Source organism: Varibaculum cambriense (genome assembly GCF_022133705.1).
GTDB lineage: Bacteria > Actinomycetota > Actinomycetes > Actinomycetales > Actinomycetaceae > Varibaculum > Varibaculum cambriense_A.
Genome location: NZ_JAKNHJ010000020.1, coordinates 1 through 20,837, shown reverse-complemented (window position 1 = coordinate 20,837; position 20,837 = coordinate 1). Strand labels below are relative to the sequence as shown.

Here is a 20,837-nt window from a genome sequence, read left to right as displayed (position 1 = left end):
GTAACTTTGAGGAAACCAGCAGGAGTCCTGATGCGCAATCCCTTAGCTAAGCGCCCCACGGCGCTAGTCCTCACCCTCTCCCTAATCGGATACATGATCGCCCTGATCGGTCCGGCTTTAGCGGTAGGTGTCGCTAACGCCGCCAACGGTAAGGTCATCAAATCCTGGAACCAGCTGGGTACCGTCCTCACCGAGGACATCGACCTCAGCGATTCTGCTTTGCCTGCCGACGCCTCAAAGCGCACCATCACTGTTGGGGGCAACGTCACCGTAACCGGCGCGACTAATAAGACTTTTAAGGGACTGTCTTTCCTGGTCACCGCAGGTCATACCCTGACGGTAAACAACCTCAATATCGATAACTCCTCCCACCCAGACTTGGCGATGGTTACCGCTGGGGACAACAATGCCCATAACCGCCTGGCTTTTAGCGGGACAAACACTTTCACCCGCCAGGACGCCTCCTCGGAAAATGCCACCAAGGAATACCCGGTTCCACTCCCCTTGGTGCAGGTAAAGGCAGATACTACTTTGAATGTCGGCCAGGCGGGATCGGGTGTCTTGAACCTGAACAATCCCGGCTCTCCCCGCTCTCAAGCAGCCCTGATTGGAACCCAATACTTTTCAACTTTCGGCACCATTAACATTGCTGGCGGCACCTTAAACCTCAAGGGGTCTTCCGAAAGTGCTGCCCTGATTGGTTCCGGTGGTGCTTACTACGAGGTGAACCCGAATACTAATCCCAGCTGGCTCAACAACTACGATCAAACCCCCTGGAGCGCTGGGGGCACTATCAATGTCAAAGGCGGGTCTGTCAACCTGGCAAAAGTAGGCAACGGGTCGTACGGAGGGGCTTTCATCGGTACTGGTCGCGGCGCGGTTAAACTTCCGGCAGGTGCACAAGCCGATTGGGCACAGAAAAACGCGGCGGTCACTATCAACGTTAGCGGCGGACAGATTAACGCTACCGGGAACCACACCGCCCTGGGGGCAGGTAGTTTCACTACCCCCATGCAAGATTCTGAGGGACACATAAAGAATGCTTTCACCCAGCCGTACCCACGGGTAAATATTTCCGGTGGCCTTGTCCAGGTCAGCCCGGCTAGTGGCGACACCGGCAATAGCGCGATGAATATTGGTTGCCGTGGGGTGGGCAACTGGAACGAAAACTTCGCTAATCTCGGCTGGCCAAAGGCTCCTGGCTGTGAAGTAGCTATTAGCGGCGGCGAAGTCGCAGTGGGCTCCGCGGACTCTAACCTCGATCAGGCCGGGGATATCGCGGCTATTGGGTCTGGCCCTGACAGCGCCAACCTAGACGTAAAAATCTCTGGTAATGCCCAGGTAACCGCCTATTCTAACGGTCGCGGCGCCGCGATTGGTGGGGGTTACGCCTCGGGAGCTACTAAGGTCACCATTACTGATAGCGCCCAGGTTGATGCCCTCGGGGTAGTTCGAGAATCCCCCGCTATTGGGGCTGGCGGTCTCCCCCCAGAACAAATCTTTGCGGGCAACTCCCGTTTGAACGAAGACACGATTCGCGGGGCCGAGCAAAACCAGGTGGTTATTTCGGGAAATGCGCGAGTGAATGCGGAGACTGCCCGGGATTCTGCCGAAAAGTACACTGCGGTTAACGGAGCTATTGGCGCTGCCGCTAACCGTTCCGGGCGGGTAAGCCTCACTGACCAGGCAAATGTGACTGCGAAAGTCTTTGGACGCCGCGATGGAGCAGTAATCGGCAGTGCCGGGTTTATAGATACCTACGTATCCGACCCCTTCCAGGTCACTATTTCTGACTCTCCCACAGTGCAAGCCTCCGTGCAGCCAGTATCGCAGCAAACTCAAAAATTAGGTTACGGTTTCGGAGCAGCAATTGGCTCCGGGTATCAGACTAAAGTTCCCGCTAAAATCACTCTTTCCGGCAGCCCCAATCTGGATTTGATTGGCGGACAGGCCAGCTCTGGGGTAGGACTCGGCTACCAAAGTACCGGTGGCGGCAACACCGTTACCGCAAACTTGGACGCCGGCGCTAAGCTCCAGGTCACCTCGCCTGAGGGTGCTCCCCGTACTGATGGCAGCGCGCAGCGTACCTACCCGCTTGCCGACAAGGAAAATATGCCCCTAGACACCAGCTCCGGCAAGGGGCAGGTACTAAACTTGCGTTTTGCTGATGGAAAAGCTGACGGCGCCGGCAATCCGCAAACTTTGGGTTTGAGTACCGCGGTAGCTAAGCTCACCCAAAAGAAACAGTCAGTACCTTTCTCCCTGGTCACTGCCGAGGGCGAAACTGTGCTTTCCTCCGCTCTGACCAGCACTCTTTACAATAATCTGGCACTGTCGGTTCCCAAGGCCGGTAACTATTACCTGCAATCGCGAGTGACCCCCTCACTGTTCGCCTATCACGGCGATAAGAACGCGGCGGATGCCTTTATCTTCCCAGTTAACGGCCAGATTTACACCCAGGACGGGTTGCTGTGGGCGCAGGGTTACTCGTTGAAGTACCAGGTAGCTGGCGAGGGCGGTTCCCTCCCCCAGGCGTATACCACTGCGCGTTATCTACCCCCGAATACTGTTATCGGATCGCTACCGGCAGTAACTTTACCCTCGGTTTCGGGTAAGACCTGCGCGGTGGATCATTGGGAACTCAACGATGCCCCGGTAGCGGAGGATCAGTTAATGCAGACGAAGCTGAGTGCCGATACGGTGGTGAAAGCGGTAACTAAGTGTGAGGACACGGTTACTCCCCCGGATCCGAAGCCGGAAACAACTGCATTCACCTGGCAGCTGCAGGATGATAAGGGCCAGCCATTAACTGGCGGACAGTTTACTTTGACTGAAAAAGACGGTGCGGCAGTTACCATCCCGGATTCTGCTTCCGGTACTTTCACCGCCAGTGACTTAGATCCGGCAAAGAGCTATGTGCTCACCCAAACCGCTGCTCCAAAAGGCTACGACTTGCCGCAGCAAACCAGTCATACCGTTACTTTTGAAAAGACCTCCCAGGGCTACCAGGCAAAAGTAGACGGCAAGGCAGCAAGCGGGGAAGCGTTTGTAATTACTAACACCAAGACTCCGCTGCCTCCTCAGCCGGTAGTTTTCAACTGGAAACTACAAGATACCGCCAATAATCTGCTGCCTGGTGGCAGCTTCAAACTGGTTTGCGGCTCTGAGGAGGTAGCACTTCCTGCTGCAGGTAGCGCCTCCGGTACCTATAGCGTTTCTTTGGATCCCACTAAGGACTCCTGCACCCTCACCCAGACTGCCGCCCCCGAAGGCTACAAGCTGGGTGACGCTACCTCCTATCAAATAAGTTTCGTAGAAAAAGATAACGCCAATGGGATTTGGGCTGCGGTGGTTGCCGGTAAGGAAACCAGTGAAGTTACCTTCACCAACGTGGCTCTACCGAAGCCTCCGGCTACTACTTCCTTCTCTTGGAAGCTGACGGACACTGCCGGCAAGAACCTTAATGGAGCTACCTTCACCCTGAGCGGTGGGGAAGCCCCGTTGACGGTTACCTCCCAGGACGCAGCCGATCCCGGGGTATATAGCGCTTCGAATCTGGATCCCGCCAAGACCTACACTTTGACCGAAACTACTGCTCCCAGTGGTTATAAAGCCGATACCGCCAGCTATACGCTCACTTTCGTTGCCAAGGGTGACACCTACCAGCCGCAGATAAATGGTAAGCCTTTGGCAGATCAGGGTCTGGTTATTAAGAACGTTAAACTTCCCACCAAGGCAGAGATTCGTTGGGAAGTAGTATCCAGCGCGGATGCTAAGCAGTATGTGCCCGGCACTTCCTTTAAGGTGACTGCCTTTAAAGCTGATGGGCAGAACTTGGATACCACGAAGTCTTTCATCGTATCTGATGCCACCGCAATCGCCGGGGATCGGGATCTGAATCCAAATCTGGGGCAATACCGGGTAGAAGTTCCAGATGGTTCTCTTAAATACCAGGTGGAACAGCTAACCGCTGGCGCTGATTTCGTTCCCAAGACCGGCGCCCAGGTGGTCACCTTCAAGCTGCAAACTGATGGACGCTACAGCCAAATCGTTGATCTGGGCGGACTCAAGTTTGAAAACACTCCAGTGATTAAGACCGCGCAGTTTACTTGGAAACTGGTAGATAAGGATTCTAAGCCCCTAGCGGGCGGCAGTTTCGCCCTGAAAGATGGTAGCGAAACCGTTCCGGTCACGGAGAATAAGGCGGATGCCTCTTTCCAGGCCACTTTGAATCAAGCTAAGACCTATAAGTTGCAGCAGACCGCTGCCCCGGAAGGTTACGACAAAGACACCAAGATTTACACCATCAGTTTTGAGGGTGGAAAAGTTCAGGTTTCAGTAGATGACACCGGGGTTGACCTTACTGAGGGGACGCTGGTGATCAGCAATAACAAGCAGGCCACCGATCCCACCCCGGATCCCAAACCGGATCCCACAGACGAGCCGACCCCTGATCCCAAACCGGTCAGCGGGGAACTCACCTGGAAGGTGGTTGATGGTAAAGATCAGCCAGTAGCCGGAACTTCTTTCCAGGTCACTCCCCTGGGCAAAGATGGTAAGCCCAATACCGCGGCTGCCTTTGAAGTCGCTGATTTTGTCAGTGGCACCACCACCTTCGCGGTACGCACTGACCAAGATGCTGCGACCGGTGCCTATAAAGTAAAGGTTGACGACGTAAGCTTGCAGTACCAGCTAAAGCAGCTAACCACTGCCAAGGGTCTGGAACTGGCAGCGGAGCAAACGCTTTCTTTCAGTAAGGGAACGGATGGCAAATGGTCACAAAACGCTGCGAAACCCTTCGTTAACCTGGCGGGATCGGAAGATAAACCGACTCCCGATCCCACGGATGAGCCGAGCACCAAGCCTAGCGACGAACCTACTTCCCAGCCGACTGCGCCCAGTACTGACCCTACCTCTGAACCCCATCCGGGTGACAACGGTGGAGCAAGCACTACGCCACCGTCAGCTGACCAAAACGGTGGAGCTGTCGAGGCACCTGCCGGTGCGTATATGACCGGTGGTTCGAATGCCTCTGGCACTAGCGCGGGACCGGCGCCCTCGTCACTGAGAATTACCGGTGCGAACGGAGCCACCTTGGCTTTGATCTCCGCGATCCTGGCACTGGCTGGAGCCGGAGTGCTCACGGCTCGCAAACTGCGCCAAGACCGCTAGGAATTGCGTCCTTGGAGGGCTACCCAGGCGGAGGCTTGGGCACCGGCTTCTGCCAGGTTAACGCCTAGTTTGCTTTGCAGTTTTTCTAGCCGCTTAGCCACGGTGTTGCGGTGTAGTCCCAGGGTCTTGGCCATCTGCTGCCGGTTACCTTTAGTGGCAACATACTGTTCCAGCAGCGCCAGCAGGTCTGCTTCTCCCCGTAAGGGCAGCAGGAACTGCTGAGAAAACGCCGCTACCGTTTCTCTCCCCATTACCTGCAATAGTCCGGAACGGGAAATCTCCTCCCACCGGGCTACCGGCTGGGTATTTCCGGTGTGCCGCAAGGCTTGCCGTGCCCCCGCTAGGCCGGCATTAAACCGCGAGATCGGGTAATCCTGCCCCACCCCCGCCCGCAGAGCCGAAAATTCTTTGCGAGAGAAGTTCGACAAAGTTAGCGGCAGTGCCGCTACCGGAATCGCCATTTCCAGATTTTCGGCGCCAAAACGCCACAGCGGCGGAGGCATAGTTTTAGTGACTGCCCGCTCCACTCTGGCAGCTAAAGCCCGCAGGGCTCCCTCCTCCCCGGCCACTACTACCGGCACATAGCGTCCGCTCAGCGGGCGAGAGAGCGGAAACGCCATCTCGGTTAGAATCTGCGCCGCCCCCAGCTCCCCAGAAAGTAACAGTTCAAATGCCCGTTGCAATAGGCGCCCATGATAGGAGGCAACAAAGCGGAAATTAGCTAACGCCGAGGCGACTAACAGCCCCGCCTGCGAAAGGGCCTGCTGCTGCCACGGCTGGGGAAACACGCTCCAACAGGCTTGTAGCCAAGCGGTTTCCTGCCCGAGGGCATTTATCGGAGTGAAAAGACAGTAGCCTTCCTCAGTTTCAAAGGAAAGCTGCGCCGTATTGGCGGAAAATCTCTCCCAAGACTGTTCTGAAAACTCCCCTAAATCGGCAGGCAACGTGGGTGCGGCCGCTTGGGCTACTACCCTGCCCACCTTATCTCTGATAATTACCCGCGCGCCAATCCCCCGCGCTAGCTCCCTGGTAATCGTGTCTATACTGCGCGGCTGCGCAGATGCTTGGATCAGGCGCTGCTGCAAAGCCGTCAGTTTATATTTCCCCGAGGTGGCTTCGACCTCGATCATCTGCGCGACTTCTTGCGAAAGTGCGACAAAAGATTGATCGGGGGCAACCTCAATCAGATTAAGACCAGTTTTTCGGGCTGCCTGTACCAGTAGCGGAGGAACGGTATCGTGGCTGACCCCCAGGCCAAATCCTAGGGTAGTAATCCCCCCAGTCACCAGGCGCTGGGCATACTCCAACCAGCCCGATGCCCCTTTCGGATTCCCCGCGGAAGTGGTCAGCAACAACTCGTTTCCCTCTAAGAAAGTAGCGGGATTTATCTGTTCCGAGGTCGCCACCCAGCGCAGCTTCGCCGAGGGATTCGGACACCACAGGGATTGAATGTGTAAATGCGGCCGCCCCAAGAGCGCCTGCACGGTAATCATATATACATTATGCACATTATGCCTCCACAATTTATGCATATTGCATATTTACCCCTGACTTTCGTCCTAGATAGACTGCAGTTACCGCCGCTCAAAACGGAGGTGATGGGGCGCTGACTACCTTAGCAATGACGACAATCGTCCTATATGATTCCTGTCAGTCAGGAAAATCTAAGGTCAGTCCCCAATTGAAAACCTTAAAGGAGATCAAAACATATGTCCGAGGATTACAAACCGAATCCCTATGAGGACGCGAAGAATCAGCTGCGGGAAGCCCAGAAAATCCTGGGATTTTCCGAGGGCGACTACGAGATGCTTGCTTCGCCGCGCCGTGAAATGAGCGTTTCGATTCCGATTCGTCGCGATGACGGCACCCATGAGGTACTGCACGGCTACCGGGTACAACACAACTTGACGCGCGGACCAGCCAAAGGCGGCATCCGCTACAACGAACACGTCGATATTGACGAAGTTCGCGCCCTATCCATGTGGATGACCTGGAAATGCGCCCTAGTGAATTTGCCCTATGGCGGAGCTAAAGGCGGGGTCACTATTGACCCCAGCAAGTATTCCCAGGCCGAACTAGAGCGGGTAACTCGCCGCTATATTTCCGAGATTCTGCCGATTATCGGCCCAGAAAAGGACGTTCCCGCCCCGGACGTAGGCACTAACGAACAGACCATGGCCTGGATCATGGACACCTATTCGCAGTTCCAAGGCTACACCGTCCCCGGGATTTGTACTGGTAAACCGGTTTCTCTCGGCGGATCTTTGGGGCGCGCAGAAGCGACCTCCCTGGGCGTAGTAATCATGGTAGAAGCCGCTCTGAAGAAAAAGGGCATTAAATTCGCGGACGCCTCCCTGGCGATCCAAGGCTTCGGTAAAGTTGGGCGCGGAGCTGCCGAAATCGCGCAGCGTCGCGGCGGCAAAGTAGTCGCCATCTCCGATATCTTCGGCGCCATCTACAACGCCGACGGTATCGACACCAAGGCTCTGGGCGAATACGTTGACGAAAAGGGCAAAGTCGTAGGCTTCCCCGGTGCCGAACCCATGGATGCCTCCCAGCTGCTACTGCTGGACGTCGACGTAGTGGTACCGGCCGCCATTGAGGGCGTGCTCACCAAGGACAATGCTCCCGATGTGAAAGCCAAGATTATTGTCGAGGGCGCCAATGGCCCGACTGATTCCGCCGCCGACAAGATCCTAAACGAAAAAGGCGTCATGGTAGTTCCCGACATTCTGGCGAACTCCGGTGGTGTAATCGTGTCCTACTACGAATGGGTACAAGGACGCGACAACTTCTTCTGGCCGCTAGAGCGGGTACAAAAAGAAGAAGAACAGCGGATCACCGCCGCCTGGAAAGACGTTGAAGCCTACGCCGAAGAAAAGGGCGTGACCTTGCGGGTTGCAGCTACCGTATTGGCGGTGGAGCGCGTCTTGCAGGCGCACAAACGGCGCGGTCTCTACCCGTGATCGACGCTTAGGCAGAAAATCTGCCCGTTGAGGTGAAACCATATCTCCCCCGAGCGGGCCGGCCGCTCGGGGGAGATACTTTTCCTGCCACCTCTGATAATAGGAATATAGAATATGCGCGAGGGCGCAGAAAAAGCGGTATCTGAACGAAAAGAGAAGAAGAGATTATGGATAGCAAGAAATTAACGCAGTACGTAGCAGACTTGGAACCGCAAAGAGCAATTTGGATTAACAACTCGACCCGGCCAGCCGCGAGCGGGGAAACCTTCCCGGTAATAGATCCCGCCACCACTCGCGCGATTACTGAAGTAAGCTCGGGTACCGCCGCCGATGCCAGTGCTGCTCTCGATGCTGCAGCCAGCGCTCAACCCGGGTGGGCTGCCCGCGCCCCCCGCGAACGCGCCGAGATCCTGCGCCGCGCCTGGGAGCTAATGATTGCTTGCTCCAAGGAACTCGCTAGCTTAATGAGCTGGGAAAACGGTAAAGCCTACACCGATTCTCTGGGCGAAGCCTCCTATGCCGCCGAATTCTTCCGCTGGTTCTCCGAAGAAGCTGTACGCTCTGACGGAGATTATGCGATTCCGCCCGCAGGCGGCTCGCGCACCCTGGTCACTGCCCGCCCGGTCGGGGTATGCGCACTGATCACGCCCTGGAATTTCCCGGCCGCCATGGCGACCCGGAAAATCGCGCCCGCCCTCGCCGCCGGCAACGCGGTAGTGCTGAAACCAGCCTCCGAAACCCCCTTAACCGCCCTGGCCATTATGCGCATCCTAAAAGAGGCCGGCGTGCCAGACGGGGTAGTAAACCTGGTGCCTTCGCGCCACTCTGCCGAAATATCCAATACCTGGCTAGCCGATCCTCGAGTACGCCTAGTGTCCTTCACCGGCTCTACCCCGGTAGGACGCACCCTGCTGGGGCTGGCCGCTCCCCGGGTAGTGAACACCGCTATGGAACTAGGCGGAAACGCGGCCTTCGTAGTAGGCGCTACCGCCGATGTAGACGCCGCTATCGAAGGGCTGATGGTTGCCAAGTTCCGCAACGGCGGTCAAGCCTGCACCGCCGCTAACCGGATCTACCTGCACAAAGACATTAAAGAAGAGTTCACGAAAAAGCTATGCCAGCGGGTAGAAGCTCTGAAAGTAGGCGCGGGACTAGATCCAGAAACCGAAATCGGCACGGTAGTTAACGAAAAAGCAAAGCAAAGGATGAACGAGCTACTCTCGTCCGCCCAAGACCAAGGAGCAAAAGTCCTGGCGCAAGCACCCCTCCCCCAGGATCTAGCCGGATACTTCGTGGCACCCACAGTGATCGAAGTACCCCGCGCCGACTCTCCCCTACTACAAAACGAAATCTTCGGGCCCCTCGCCCCCATTAAGGAATATGCAGACGAGGATGAACTCCTCAAAATGGTAAATGGCACCGAAATGGGACTGGCCTCCTACGTTTACGGCGACCTGAACTGGGCGCTGCATTTAGCGGAAAGAATCGAAGCCGGAATGATCGGAGTAAACCGCGGCCTGGTTTCCGATCCCGCCGCCCCCTTTGGGGGAGTAAAGCAATCCGGGATTGGTCGCGAGGGCGCCCGCGAAGGGATTAGGGAGTTCCAAGAGGTGCAATACTTCAGCCTCGATTGGTAACCTTTCCCCACCTACGTCACCACTAGATTCCGACCGCAGGGGCGGATTTTGCCTCTCGCCCCGAAATCCGGAAAATGCTCTGGCATTTTCACGGATTTAGTGCCCGGAGCCTACCCTGCGGCATAAATCCGCCCCTGCACGCTCAGTACGTACCTTGCGAAAATCCCGCACAAGCTGTGCCCCTTGCGTGGGGGAGAAGTTTTATCCGAGCAGGCTAGACAGCTTAGTAATCGCAAGACTAATTTTCGGATACCTGGTTATAAATCAGAACTTTTCCCGGGCTTAATAAGCAAATCTAAAAAGCCACAGCTTTTTAGATTTTGGGCAGGAGGAAAAACTTCTCCCCCGCGCTTTAGCCGGAGTGCTTTTACCGAGCCAGCCCCGAATAATAAAACCAGATGACATTAAGCTATGCACGCTGCTGGAACTCGGGGTGAAAAAATAATTGGAAATCGGGGCGTTATTCTAAAGAATTATTGGGCGATTCGTGACACGCTAGAGGCATGAACGCAAAACCTGTACCTGTAGATCCAGACGTCCTTGCTAACGTTGCCCACGGACGCTATTTTGACCCCCATTCGGTGCTCGGCACCCACGTGGGGGAAGATTCCGTAACTATCCGCACCGTTGCCCACCTGGCAGATGCGGTAGAGATCATCACTCCCAAGGGCACATTCCCCGCCACCCATGAGCAAGATGGCATTTGGGTGACAGTCCTTGACGGCACCGAAATCCCTGATTACCGGGTGCGCACCACCTATGGGGAAGAAACCACAGAGCTAGATGACGGTTACCGTTACCTGCCCACCGTTGGCGAATTCGACCTTTACCTGATTTCTGAGGGGCGTCACGAGCGACTTTGGGAAGTGCTGGGAGCTCACCTGCGCACCTATGAAACCGAGATGGGGCAAACCAAGGGGGCATCCTTCGCAGTCTGGGCACCGAACGCCCAAGCGGTGCGGGTAGTGGGTGACTTTAACTATTGGGACGGGGAGACCTCCTCGATGCGTTCCCTCGGTTCTTCCGGGGTCTGGGAATTGTTTATCCCGGACGTAGAAATTGGGGCTCGCTACAAGTTCGAGATTTTAAGACCGGATGGCACCTGGCAACAAAAAGCCGACCCGATGGCGCGCGCCTGCGAGATTCCTCCCTTGACGGCCTCGGTAGTTACCGATAAACACCACCAGTGGGAAGACCAAGAGTGGATGGACAAGCGGGCAAAAACTAATCCCCATAACTCCCCCATGTCGGTCTATGAGATGCATATCGGATCCTGGTCTTATGACACCCACTATCGGGATTTGGCTGACGATCTGGTTACCTACGTCAAAGATATGGGCTTTACTCACGTAGAAATGATGCCAGTTTCCGAGCATCCCTTCTATGGTTCCTGGGGTTACCAGCAGAGCGGCTACTATGCGCCCTCGTCCCGCTATGGTACTCCCGATGATTTCCGCTACCTGGTAGATAAACTGCACCAGGCGGGAATCGGGGTGATCATGGACTGGGTTCCCGGCCATTTCCCCAAAGACCAGTTTGCGCTCGCCGACTTTGATGGCACCAAACTCTATGAACATCCGGATCCCACCCGCGGGGAACAACCCGATTGGGGGACCTTGATTTTCAACTTTGGTCGCAACGAGGTACGAAACTTCCTGGTGGCCAACGCTCTTTACTGGTTGGATGAATTCCATATCGATGGTTTGCGGGTCGACGCGGTGGCCTCCATGCTTTACCTGGATTATTCCCGCGAAGAAGGCCAGTGGCATCCAAACCAGTATGGCGGACGCGAAAACCTGGAAGCGATTTCTTTCCTCCAGGAAACCAATGCCACCTGCTACCGCCTATATCCGGGCATCTGCATGATTGCAGAAGAGTCTACAGCTTGGCCAGGGGTAACTGCTCCTACCGATGCCGGGGGCTTGGGCTTCGGTTTGAAGTGGAATATGGGTTGGATGAACGATACTTTGCGTTACCTGCGTGAAGACCCAGTAAACCGGTCTTGGCACCACGGCGAACTCACGTTCTCCCTGGTGTATGCGTTCTCGGAGCACTATATTTTACCGCTGTCTCATGACGAGGTCGTCTACGGCAAGGGTTCGATTCTGGCCAAGCAGCCAGGTGACTACTGGCGGCAACTGGCGGGGGTACGTTCCCTTTACGCCTATCAATGGTCACACCCAGGTAAGCAGCTGCTGTTCATGGGCGGCGAGTTCGCCCAAGGCGCCGAGTGGGATGCGAATCGTTCCCTAGATTGGTTCTTGCTAGATGACGAGCGCAACCAAGGGGTGCAAGCACTGGTACGGGACTTGAACCAGATCTACACCACCGATCCGGCATTGTGGGATGACGAACACACCGGGTTTGAATGGATCGAATCCAACGATTCCGAACACAACGTGATCTCTTATGTACGCAAGTCCCGTGATGATCGCGGACGCGAACACAAGATGGTGTGTATCTGTAACTTCGCAGGTAATCCCCACGAAGGCTACCGAGTAGGACTACCCGACGGCGGGGAGTGGGAAGAAATTATTAACACCGATGACGCCAAGTATGGCGGCTCCGGGGTCACCAACTTAGGTCAGGTATCTGCCGAAGATATGGAGTGGAATGGCCGCCCCTATTCGGTAGAGCTAAGGGTACCGCCCTTGGGGTGCCTCTGGTTGCGTCCTAAAGAAGACTAGATCACTAGCTTAGCCACTTTAATGGCTTAATAGGGTGCGTCCTCGAGAATGGTTCGTTCTCGAGGACGCACCCTTAATACTTTTAGATCTACTCTCCCGGATACCAAAACCAATCGCGAGGACGCAGGCTGCTTTCCCGAGATAACCTAGCTCTTTACAGACACCGGTTTATACGTCAACTCCCACGAAAGTGAGCACCACCAGCAGCAGATTCAGGGCGATTATCAAGCCCGCGATGGCGCCCATCGTCCAACGCATTGCCTGGCTATCGGTGTAGCTGCCCATCAGTTCTTTCTTACGGGTATAGACAGCAAGCGGCACTACCGCCAGGGGAATCCCGAAAGACAGCGCTACCTGGGAAACAACTAATGCCCAGGTGGGGTTGGGGTAGAGCCACAGAATCAGCAGCGCGGGAATCAGGGTGATTAGACGGCGCAAGAAAAGTGGTACCCGCACATGCAGTAGCCCGCCCATGATTTCCGAACCCGCATAAGCACCTACCGAAGTGGAAGCGAGACCGGAAGCTAGCAGGCCAATCGCAAAAATTACTCCGATTCCACTGCCCAGAGCATTTTCGATAGCGGCATGTGCGCCCTCGATAGTATCGGTGCCGCTCTTTCCAGCGAGCGCCGAGGCGGCCAGCAATAACAGCGCAATATTGACCGCTCCCGCGACAAATAGCGCATAGGCCACGTCATGTTTGGAGGCACGTAACAGGTGGGGAATATCGCGAGAGCCTCGCTCCGGGAAACGGTGATTTACCAGCGAAGAATGCAGGTAAATAGCGTGCGGCATAACCGTTGCCCCCAGCATGGAGGCCGCGATCAGCACGGTGTCGGTGCCGGCAAAACGGGGCAGTAATCCCCCCAACATTCCCGCAGGATCAGGCGGGCTAATCACCAGCCCCGACAAGAAGCCTACGGTAATGATTACTAGCAAACCGACCACGATAGTTTCGAACTGTTTTTGCCGGCGTTCATTCTGAAAAACTAGCAGCGCTAACGACACACAGCCTACGATAAAGCCCCCTGCCAACAGCGGCAGCCCAAACAGTAGCTGCAGAGCGATTGCGCCCCCCACGATTTCGGCGAGGTCGGTGGCGGCGGCGATAATCTCCGCTTGGATCCAAAACGCGATGCGTTTACCTTTGGGAAGCCGATCCCCCAAAATCTCCGGTAGAGATTTCCCGGTTACTAGCCCCAGTTTGGCGCTTTGATATTGAATGATTACCGCCATCAGGTTGGCAAGCACCAATACCCACACCAGCAGGTAGCCATAGCGGGCTCCAGCAGTGATATTGGCGGCTACGTTCCCGGGATCAACATAGGCTACTGCCGCTACGAAGGCTGGTCCTAGTAACGGAACCAGCCCTTTCTTGGCTGCTGATTTAGCGTCGGGAGCATTCTGAGAATCTGGAGTCGGATGCTTTTCCATCTGCGCAGCTTCACCTTTCTGTATCGGGGAAACTACTTCATCTAGCTAGACTTATACTTTCCCTTAGCCGTTTTTCGGGTATCCCTTAGATAAGTTTCGTATACCCGAAACTTTACCTTGATTTTTCGGAAGATAAAAACCACGCAACAATGCCGTTAGGGCGTTCGAGTGCCATGATTTAGGGGGCGCGAAATCTCCCCTCGCTTTGCGCTAATCACCCTCTGTAAATCTGCTGCCGCCACCAGAATCTGATAGCCGCGCTTACCTGCAGAAACATAGATTTTTTCTTGCGAAAAAGCAGATTCATCGATTACCGTTGGAAAATCTTTCTTCATTCCCAGGGGCGAACAGGCCCCTTTCCGGTAACCGGTAAGCGGGGTTAACTGTTTTAAGGGCAACATTGTCAAATGCTTTACCCCAAAGCACCTGGCGGCAGCCTTCAAATCTAACTCGTGCGTAGCCGGTACTACCGCCACGAAATGTTCTCCGGGGCCGCCCTCTAAAACTAGGGTTTTATACACCAGATTCGGATCCACCCCCAGCGCCTGGGCAACCGTGAGCGCATCTAAAAACTCCCCCTTGGAAGAAACCTGAGTCATTTGCGCTGCAATACCCGCATTTTCGAGGGCGCGCATGGCGTTAGTTTTCACATGTTTCTTCCCCATAAGCTCACCCATCCTTTGATATCTGCTTTGTCTGCCAGCTTAACCGACTCCATAAATTTACGATGGAAAAATTCTTCTTTCCTCTATCTCGAAAATCTATCTAAAAGCTGCTGTAAAGTTAGGGTAATTCTTGATTAACACCCCTGTTTACTGGTACCTAAGGGATTAGCCTTGTTAAAATTGCTACATCTATAGCCACTTTAAGAACGCGAGAACCGTCGTGACCAACGTAATCGAAGTAGAGGGTCTATCTAAGGACTACCAGCAGTTGCGCGCCCTCAATAAGTTAACTTTCCAGGTGCGTCAAGGCGAAATTCTGGGGCTGCTCGGCCCCAATGGCTCCGGTAAATCAACCGCTATCAACTGCATGCTGTCCCTGCTGCGTTTTGGCAGCGGGAGCGTGAAGATTTTCGGGAAAGAAATGCGTCCCGATGCTTTTGACATTAAACGGCGCCTAGGGGTGGTCTTCCAAGATGTAGCAGTATTCGATGAGCTAACCGTGGCGCAAAATCTGGACTATTTTTGCGGGCTCTATATTTCCGACAAATCCGAACGCGCGAAAAAAATTGAAGCGGCAGTAAAGTTGGTGGGCTTGCAGGAGTACCTAAAGTTTCGCCCTAAGCAGCTCTCCGGAGGCCTGTTGCGCCGCTTAAACCTAGCGTGCGGTATCGCCCATCAACCAGAGCTGATTTTCCTGGATGAGCCGACCGTGGCAGTCGATCCCCAAAGCCGCAACAATATCCTGGACGGTATCGTCACTTTGCGTGACCGCGGAGCCACGGTGGTTTACACCACTCACTATATGGAAGAAGTAGAGCAGATTTGCGACCGCATCATCATTCTTGACAAGGGTGAAATCATTGCGCAAGGCACCATTAATGAGTTGAAACAGTTATCTGATATAGAAGAAAAAGTTACTTTGCAGGGGGTGGAGCTGCCTCCAGAACTTAAAGAAAAGCTGGAATCCGATCCCCAAATTGAGTCAGTTACCACCAGAAATCGCACAGTCCAGCTAGTTTACCGGCACGGACAAAACCACGTTTCCACTCTCATCGCCCAGTTGAGCCAGGCCGGCATAGCTTATGAGTCGATTTACTCGGAGCGTCCCACCCTAAATGACGTTTTCTTGCAGCTAACCGGCAAGGAATTGCGAGACTAGCTATGGGGCACCTAATCGGATACAACCTAAAGCTACTGCTTTCCAACCGCACCTTGGTTTTTTGGACGCTCGCCTTTCCCCTCCTGCTGGGCTTGCTGTTCAAAGGGGCACTCAGTGACATTGTCAATAAAGAAGCCTTCGATACCGTCCCGGTAGCGGTAGTAAACTCCCAGGTCTACCAAGACAGCACCTTCAAAATCGCTTTCGATGATTTAAGCAAGAAGGACTCCTCCCCCGTCAGCTCGGAAACCCAACCCCTGTTGAAACTGCGTATGGTCAAGACCTTAGAGGAAGGAAAATGGCTTTTAGAGGACGAGGAAGTTTCCGGAGTAGTCGAGATTACCGGCTCCTCGCAAGCAGGTATCAGCAGGGATGCCAAAGCTCATTTGACGCTGGCTTCCAACGGGGTGGAGCAAACTATCTTGAAAGCGATTCTTGACGAGATCACCCAACGCACCGATATGATCAGCCAACTGACGCAGCGAGAGATGGCAGCAAAAGTTCGCGCCCACTCTCCGCCGGATTTTCAAAATATTCCGCCCGGCCAGCCTCCTGCCTTTGATCCTTCCCAGGTAGCGGCCTCGGTTCAAGACAAACTCGCTAAGAGCGACTTTACTTTGCGTGACCGCAGCCCCAAATCTATGGACTTGCTGATGGCAGAGTTCTTCTCGCTGCTAGCTATGGCTGCCCTGTATGGGGGGATGTTCTCCATGACAGTGATGAATAATGCCCAGCCACCCCTGGGGGTAATCGGCAGACGAGTAGCGGTGGCACCGACCAGCAAAACCAAACTGATTATTTCCGGGATTATTTCCAGTTACCTACTGCAATTGGTGGGACTGATTTTACTGGTGGCAGTGTGCCACGTCCTGTTCAATATCGATTTTGGCCCCAATTGGGCATTAACCTTCCTGCTAACTTCCCTCGGAGCCCTGGTCGGATTGTCCTTCGGGGTAGCGATTTCCGCGCTCGTGCCCGGCGGGGAAAACATGAAAATTGGAGTCTTGATTTCAGTCACCATGTTGGGGGCAGTACTGGCCGGCATGATGGGCGGAACCATGCGCTACGTAGTAGACCAAAAAGCGCCCCTGGTAAATAAACTAAATCCCACTGCCCTAATCACGGACGGTTTCTATAACCTCTACTATCACCCCGGATTCGATGGTTTTTGGCAAGACGTCACCTTGCTGCTGATTATTTCAGCAGTGCTCCTGGGTGCCTCCCTGTTCGTCCTAAGGAAGCAACGCTATGACAGTCTTTAAAGGTTTCCTGCAGGTACTGCTCCGCAATATTGCTTTCGTTATTCTCTTTACCACCATCATGGTGGTTATGGGACTGACTGCTTTCCACACCAGCCCTGGCTCCTCCGGTGATTTCACCGCTTCCAAACCTACAGTTTTAGTTATCAACCGCGGCAACGATACTGCCCTCACCCGGTCTTTTAACTCCTACTTGGCCGGACAAACCAAGAAAGCAGACACCGGCACTAGCGAACGCGAAATCGACGACGCCCTCTATTACCAAACTTTGTCCTACGTCGTTTACCTGCCCCACGACTTCACCACCACCATCCTCAAAGGCGAAAAACCGGTGGTAGACGTAAAATCTCGCCCCAGCTCCGAGAGCGCCTCGGCCGAGGTATTAGTAAGTCGTTTCCTGCGGCTGGCTACCGGATATGGGCAATATTTAACGGACGAGGACGAGCTGGTCAAAGCGGTAAACTCTAGCCTGAAACTGGATAGTAAAGTCAGTCTCACTTCCCATTTAGATCAAAAAACACTCCACAACGTGACCGCCCTGTATAACTTTGGCAGCTACACCCTAATGGCCGGCGCCACTTATGTAATCACTATGGTGCTAGCGGCCTTTTCGGTAATAAACGTACGTAAACGTACCCTGGTTTCCCCCGCCCATCCCTTCCGGATTGACCTAAGCCTAATAGCCGGCTGCGCCCTAATCGTAGCGTTCCTCGTGGCACTCAATGTGCTCTTAGTGCGACTGCTACTGCCCGGCATCGCCGATACCGGACGACAGGGACTCTATGCGCTTAACATTGTGGCTTTTGGGCTGCCGGTACTAGCCTTAGGCTTCTTAATGACAAAAATTACCAATAACAAGGAAGCCCTCAGCGCCATCGTAAACGTGGTGGCCCTAGCCAGTGCTTTCCTGTGCGGGGCGTTTATTCCTCGGGAACTAATGCCAGATGCGGTGGTAGCCATCGGGAGAGCGCTACCCAGCTTTTACTACATCGACAATAACAATGCGTTAGCCGAAATGACCAGCTTTAGCGGCGCCGCCGCCTCACAGTTCTGGGTAAATATCGGAGTGCAGGTAGTTTTCACGCTGGCGCTATGGGGCATCGCCATGCTAATCACGCGCCTGCGGAGACGTGCCTAAAAGAAAGCGGCGTCTGTTCGCGCGGGAGTAGGTTTTTCCTCCTGCCCAAGAATTTGGAAAACGTAGCGACATTTTCCAAATTCTTATGCCCACCGCGCCTACTCGGATAAAACCTACTCCCACGCTATTGGTAATCGCTTCTTTCTTAGCGTCAGCTCGTGTTTGCTATCTCCCCCAGCTAGGTAATCCACCTAAAGCAGATCCACGAGGATTAGTACTCCTAGCAGGATAAGTACGCTGGGGAAAATAATCGCTTCAAAACGTTCCAATACCTCTGCCAGCCCCATACGTCCAGTGATGAAACGGGCAAGAGCAAGCAGCACCCCAGCAAGCGCTAAGAACACTGCACAAAACAGGGCGATTTGCCACCAGGTAGAGAGGGCAAAAACTGGTAGATAGGCGGCTACTTCATCGCCCCCATTAGCCATAGTCACCAGGGCAACTGCACCCACACTGACCTTTTTCCCCTTTAGTTGCGCCTCGCCCTCGTCCTCGTCGTCATCCTCTTCTGCAGACAAGCGCTCGCGGATTTCTCCGATCGCCGCTTTTATCCCCAGTGCCAGGGGTATCAGCCCCAAGAAACGCAGGTACTCCTGCGGGATTACCAAACCAGAAATTGCGCTTAAGACTACGGTTACTGCCAGGATCACCCCGAAACCTACATATTGACCGGCACAGATGCGCGCAGTGGTTCCCGGACGATTCTGGCCGTGTACAAACCACAAAGCCAGTAACGCCAAGTGGTCAATATTGGTGGCTACAAATAGCACTAGCGCTTGCACGAGGGTCGAAAAAATCAAACTAGAAGTCACTCCGCCATTATTACCTAAGAGTGCAGAAGTGAAGAAACCGGGGCGAGAAATCGCAAAAAAGCTGCAGAAGAACGTAAGCTGAAGCACGTGAAAGCAATTATGACGGTTACCGGGATTGATCACACCGGGATTATCGCGGCGGTTTCTCAAGCGCTCGCTCAAAACCAGGTGAACATCATCAATGTGTCGCAGACCTTGATGGATGAATATTTCACCATGATTATGCAGCTAGAATTTGAGGAGACTCAAATCGCCTTAGCGCAGGTGCAGCAGGCGATGGCAACAGTAGAGAAAACGCAAGGGCTGGTTATTAAAGTGCAGGCGGAATCCCTGTTCAACGCCATGCACAAACTCTAAACTACTTACCGTAAAACTACGCAGGGAGCCTTAAACGCAAGGGAGAATAATGGGACTGGATACCACCGGGGAAATCCTGGAAACCATACAGATGATTGCCGAGGACAACCTGGATGTACGCACGGTTACTTTGGGGCTTTCCCTACTGGACTGTGCCGATGCGGATATCGAGCGCGCCTGCGAACGGATTGAAGAACGGATTATGGGCGCCGCCTCCCGCCTGGTTGCCACCGCCGAGGAAGTCGCGGGTGAATTCGGGGTACCCATCATTAATAAACGCCTCTCAGTAACCCCAATTTCTCTGGTGGCAGCGGCTTGTCGTACCGACGACCTCCTCCCCTTCGCTCAGGTGCTCGATCGCGCCGGTAAGGCCGTGGGCGTAGATTTTGTAGGTGGATATTCCGCGCTAGTGCAAGCCGGTGCCACCCGCAGTGACTTAGCGTTGATAGAGTCCATTCCCGAGGCCTTAGCCTCTACCGATATCGTGTGTTCCTCGGTAAATATCGGTTCTACCCGCAGCGGAATCAATATGAGTGCGACCGCAAAAATGGGTCAGCAGATACTCGCCGCCGCCCATAAAACTGCCGATAAAGACGGAATCGGAGCCGCAAAACTGGTAGTGTTTGCCAACGCGGTAGAAGATAACCCCTTTATGGCGGGTGCTTTCCATGGCGTGAGCCAACCCGATGCGGTGGTATCGGTAGGCATTTCGGGCCCGGGAGTAATCGAGCGGGCGCTTAAGGGGGTGCGCGGGCGTCCTTTTGAAGAATGCGCGGAGGCCATTAAAAAGTCAGCTTTCAAGATTACCCGCATGGGACAGCTGGTGGGGCAAACCGTAGCGAAGCGTTTGGGCGTCAGTTTCGGAATCGTGGATTTATCGCTAGCTCCCACCCCGGCAGTAGGCGATTCGGTGGCCGCGATTATAGAAGAGCTGGGAGTAGAAGCGGTCGGAGCTCCCGGTACGACTGCGGCTTTAGCTCTGCTCAACGATGCGGTTAAAAAGGGCGGCCTGATGGCTTGTTCCCTGGTAGGGGGACTTTCCGGCTCCTTTATCCCGGTTTCCGAGGACGCAAATATGATTCAAGCAGTCCAGCGCGGCTCCTTGAGCCTGGCGAAACTAGAAGCCATGACCGCTATTTGTTCGGTAGGACTGGATATGATTGCGATTCCCGGTGACACCCCTGCCGCTACTATTACCGGTGTGATTGCCGATGAAGCCGCTATTGGGGTTGCGAATGGGAAAACCACCGCGGTGCGGGTGATTCCAGTACCGGGTAAAGGGGTAGGCGACAAAGCGAATTTTGGAGGACTGTTGGGCTGGGCACCGATTATGGAAGTAGCCTCGCTCTCTTCAGAAAAGTTTGCGGCTCGGGGAGGACGTATCCCCGCCCCGGTACATTCCTTCAAGAACTAACACTGACAACCCGCATATACAGCTACGTCGCGACGGAATAGTTTCCGCCGCCAGAGTGGGCAGTCAATTGTCTGAGAGCAGGAAATAGCGGGAATTGACGCAAGTTACTGGCAAGAAACTCAGCAGGCAAGCCCGGG

The 20,837-nt window shown here is 54.5% G+C and carries 13 protein-coding genes; 9 read left to right on the top strand and 4 right to left on the bottom strand.

Translation table 11 applies throughout. The annotated features are described in order from the left end of the window. Nucleotides 1-30 precede the first annotated feature (30 nt). Nucleotides 31-5,172, top strand: coding sequence for a SpaA isopeptide-forming pilin-related protein (locus tag L0M99_RS08950; protein ID WP_024058412.1), 5,142 nt, complete (start codon nucleotides 31-33; stop codon nucleotides 5,170-5,172). Here the strand turns inward: L0M99_RS08950 and L0M99_RS08945 are convergent. Next, nucleotides 5,169-6,680: a helix-turn-helix domain-containing protein gene (locus tag L0M99_RS08945; protein ID WP_024058411.1), complete on the bottom strand. Its 1,512-nt coding sequence runs from the start codon at nucleotides 6,678-6,680 to the stop codon at nucleotides 5,169-5,171. The two genes, L0M99_RS08950 and L0M99_RS08945, sit on opposite strands and share 4 nt — an antisense overlap. Nucleotides 6,681-6,881: 201 nt before the next feature. Here L0M99_RS08945 and L0M99_RS08940 point away from each other — a divergent pair, with 201 nt between their 5' ends. From L0M99_RS08940 to glgB, 3 genes are all read left to right on the top strand, one after another. Then, nucleotides 6,882-8,138 (top strand): Glu/Leu/Phe/Val family dehydrogenase, encoded by a 1,257-nt coding sequence (locus tag L0M99_RS08940; RefSeq protein WP_024058410.1) that lies wholly within the window; start codon nucleotides 6,882-6,884, stop codon nucleotides 8,136-8,138. 167 nt (nucleotides 8,139-8,305) lie between these two features. Continuing rightward, nucleotides 8,306-9,775, top strand: a complete 1,470-nt coding sequence (locus L0M99_RS08935) for an NAD-dependent succinate-semialdehyde dehydrogenase (RefSeq protein WP_024058409.1) — start codon at nucleotides 8,306-8,308, stop codon at nucleotides 9,773-9,775. A 503-nt stretch (nucleotides 9,776-10,278) separates the two neighbouring features. Continuing rightward, a complete protein-coding gene (glgB, locus tag L0M99_RS08930; RefSeq protein ID WP_024058408.1) occupies nucleotides 10,279-12,462 on the top strand; it encodes a 1,4-alpha-glucan branching protein GlgB in 2,184 nt (727 codons plus the stop codon). 168 nt (nucleotides 12,463-12,630) lie between these two features. On the opposite strand, the gene L0M99_RS08925 is transcribed toward glgB, so the two are convergent. Then, on the bottom strand, nucleotides 12,631-13,896 hold the full coding sequence (locus L0M99_RS08925; protein ID WP_024058407.1) for an Nramp family divalent metal transporter: 1,266 nt from the start codon (nucleotides 13,894-13,896) through the stop codon (nucleotides 12,631-12,633). A 155-nt stretch (nucleotides 13,897-14,051) separates the two neighbouring features. After that, entirely contained in the window at nucleotides 14,052-14,561 is a 510-nt protein-coding gene (gene ybaK / locus L0M99_RS08920) for a Cys-tRNA(Pro) deacylase (RefSeq protein WP_024058406.1), read from the bottom strand. A 220-nt stretch (nucleotides 14,562-14,781) separates the two neighbouring features. Here ybaK and L0M99_RS08915 point away from each other — a divergent pair, with 220 nt between their 5' ends. Genes L0M99_RS08915 through L0M99_RS08905 form a run of 3 tightly spaced genes read left to right on the top strand, consistent with a single transcriptional unit; the run spans nucleotide 14,782 to nucleotide 18,117 of the window. Continuing rightward, nucleotides 14,782-15,720: an ABC transporter ATP-binding protein gene (locus tag L0M99_RS08915; protein WP_024058405.1), complete on the top strand. Its 939-nt coding sequence runs from the start codon at nucleotides 14,782-14,784 to the stop codon at nucleotides 15,718-15,720. A 2-nt stretch (nucleotides 15,721-15,722) separates the two neighbouring features. Beyond that, entirely contained in the window at nucleotides 15,723-16,982 is a 1,260-nt protein-coding gene (locus tag L0M99_RS08910; protein ID WP_238128390.1) for an ABC transporter permease, read from the top strand. Next, nucleotides 16,969-18,117 carry an ABC transporter permease gene (locus L0M99_RS08905; protein WP_024058403.1) on the top strand — a complete coding sequence of 383 codons (1,149 nt, stop codon included), beginning with the start codon at nucleotides 16,969-16,971 and terminating at the stop codon, nucleotides 18,115-18,117. Before L0M99_RS08910 ends, L0M99_RS08905 begins: the two co-directional genes overlap by 14 nt. A gap of 191 nt (nucleotides 18,118-18,308) precedes the next feature. On the opposite strand, the gene L0M99_RS08900 is transcribed toward L0M99_RS08905, so the two are convergent. Continuing rightward, a complete protein-coding gene (locus L0M99_RS08900; protein WP_238128389.1) occupies nucleotides 18,309-18,929 on the bottom strand; it encodes a cadmium resistance transporter in 621 nt (206 codons plus the stop codon). An 87-nt stretch (nucleotides 18,930-19,016) separates the two neighbouring features. Here L0M99_RS08900 and L0M99_RS08895 point away from each other — a divergent pair, with 87 nt between their 5' ends. Beyond that, nucleotides 19,017-19,286, top strand: coding sequence for an ACT domain-containing protein (locus tag L0M99_RS08895; protein ID WP_038108789.1), 270 nt, complete (start codon nucleotides 19,017-19,019; stop codon nucleotides 19,284-19,286). A 49-nt stretch (nucleotides 19,287-19,335) separates the two neighbouring features. Next, a complete protein-coding gene (locus L0M99_RS08890; RefSeq protein ID WP_238128388.1) occupies nucleotides 19,336-20,700 on the top strand; it encodes a PFL family protein in 1,365 nt (454 codons plus the stop codon). Nucleotides 20,701-20,837: the final 137 nt, after the last annotated feature.